At 72.2% G+C, this 1,750-nt stretch carries 2 protein-coding genes; both read left to right on the forward strand.

Annotation, left to right across the window (positions count from 1 at the left end):
- Positions 1-119 precede the first annotated feature (119 nt).
- The gene (locus PLL68_RS02540; protein WP_324531356.1) at positions 120-866 is read left to right on the forward strand and encodes a hypothetical protein; all 747 of its coding nucleotides are present in this window, start codon (positions 120-122) and stop codon (positions 864-866) included.
- The gene (locus PLL68_RS02545; RefSeq protein WP_324531358.1) at positions 863-1,627 is read left to right on the forward strand and encodes an SDR family oxidoreductase; all 765 of its coding nucleotides are present in this window, start codon (positions 863-865) and stop codon (positions 1,625-1,627) included. Before PLL68_RS02540 ends, PLL68_RS02545 begins: the two co-directional genes overlap by 4 nt.
- Positions 1,628-1,750 lie beyond the last annotated feature (123 nt).

Genomic DNA, 1,750 nt, shown 5'->3' on the forward strand with positions numbered 1-1,750 from the left:
CTCGCCCGGTGCCCCAAGGTTCACGTCCGCACCACATCCGTTGTCCTGCGATGGTGAACCTTGTGCTGTCGAGCCAAGCACCCGCGTGTCGAATCAGCCACCGTGAGTAGGTTGACCCCGTGGAGATCACCATCCCCCAGCGCTTCTGTGGGCCTCCGGAGTCCGGCAACGGCGGCTGGGTCAGCGGCACCCTCGCCACCCACGTCGCGACCACCGACGCGCACCCCGCCGTCACGGTTCGGCTGGCTGCGCCCCCTCCGCTGGATCGTCCCCTGACGCTCGTCGTCGACGCCCCCGTCCCGGATGCCGTCGCGCCCGTTCCAGCCGCGGCCCGCCTCCTCGACGGCGACCACCTCGTCGCGAGCGCCACGGCATCCGCGCCCTTGGCTCGGGAGGCGCAGACCCCGGTCACCGTGGCGGCCGCGCGCGCCGCCGAGGAGCGCTACGAGGGCCTGAGCGACCACCCGTTCCCGACATGCTTCTCCTGCGGCACCGCCCGCGACCCCGACGACGCGCTCTGCCTGCGCCCGGGGCCGCTCGACGACGAGAGCAGTCGCTACGCCACCTCGTGGATCCCGCGCGAGGCGTCGGTGCCGCTGGTCTGGGCTGCGCTCGACTGCCCCGGCGGGTGGTCCGCCGGCATCGCCGGGCGCCCGATGGTGCTCGGCACGATGACCACCGAGGTCAGCGCCCTTCCCGAACCCGGCGTCGCCCACACCGTTCTCGCGTGGCACCGCGGGTCCCAGGGTCGCAAGCACTTCTCCGGCAGCGCCCTCTTCGCACCCGACGGACGGGTGCTGGCCCGTGCCGAGGCCACGTGGATCGCCGTCGACCCCACCACGATCCGCCCGAGGGAGATCTCATGACCGACACCACCCGCACCGCCGTCGTCACCGGAGCGAGCAGCGGCATCGGCGCCGCCACCGCCCGCGAGCTCGTCGGTCAGGGCTTTCGGGTCGTGTGCGCGGCCCGACGGGCCGAGCGGCTCGAGGCTCTCGTCGCCGAGCTCGGTGACGCGGCCGTGGCCGTGGCGTGCGACGTGACCAACGACGACGACGTCGCCCGCCTGGCCGACGTCGCGGGTGACCGGGTGCACGTGCTCGTCAACAACGCCGGCGGGGCGCTCGGCCTCGAGCCGGTGGCGCAGGGCGACGTCGCGCTGTGGCAGCAGATGTACGACACCAACGTCCTCGGCACGCTGCGCGTCACCAAGGCCCTGCTGCCCGCACTGGTCGCCGCCGATGGTGAGGGCATCATCGTCAACGTCGGCTCGGTGGCGGGCTTCACCGCCTACGAGGGCGGCGGGGGCTACACCGTCGCCAAGCACGGCGTGCACGTCATGAGTGAGACCCTGCGGCTCGAGCTGGTCGACCAGCCGGTGCGGATCACGGTCGTGGCACCGGGGATGGTGCAGACCGAGGAGTTCTCGCTGACCCGCTTCGGCGGCGACAAGGAACGTGCGGATGCCGTGTACGCCGGCGTCCCCGGACCTCTCGTCGCGCAGGACGTCGCCGACGCGATCGTGTGGATGGCGACGCGACCGGCGCACGTCAACGTCGACCTGCTCGTCATCAAGCCGCGGGCCCAGGCGGCCGCCCACAAGGTCCAGCGCCTCGCCAACCCCTGACGCTCCCCCTATGCGACTTCGTGCGACTTACGTGCGGTGTCAACATCCTTCCAGCGCGAAATCCGCACCTAAGTCGCACGAAGTGGGGAGATCAGGAGGTAGCGGCGGGTGGGCGGATGGGGT

This window comes from Ornithinibacter sp. (assembly GCF_035443565.1).
Classification (GTDB): Bacteria; Actinomycetota; Actinomycetes; order Actinomycetales; family Dermatophilaceae; genus Fodinibacter.

Bases quoted from the DNA above. Each gene is read 5' to 3' on its own strand.
- PLL68_RS02545 (WP_324531358.1), top strand. From the start codon at position 863: ATGACCGACACCACCCGCACCGCCGTCGTCACCGGAGCGAGCAGCGGC.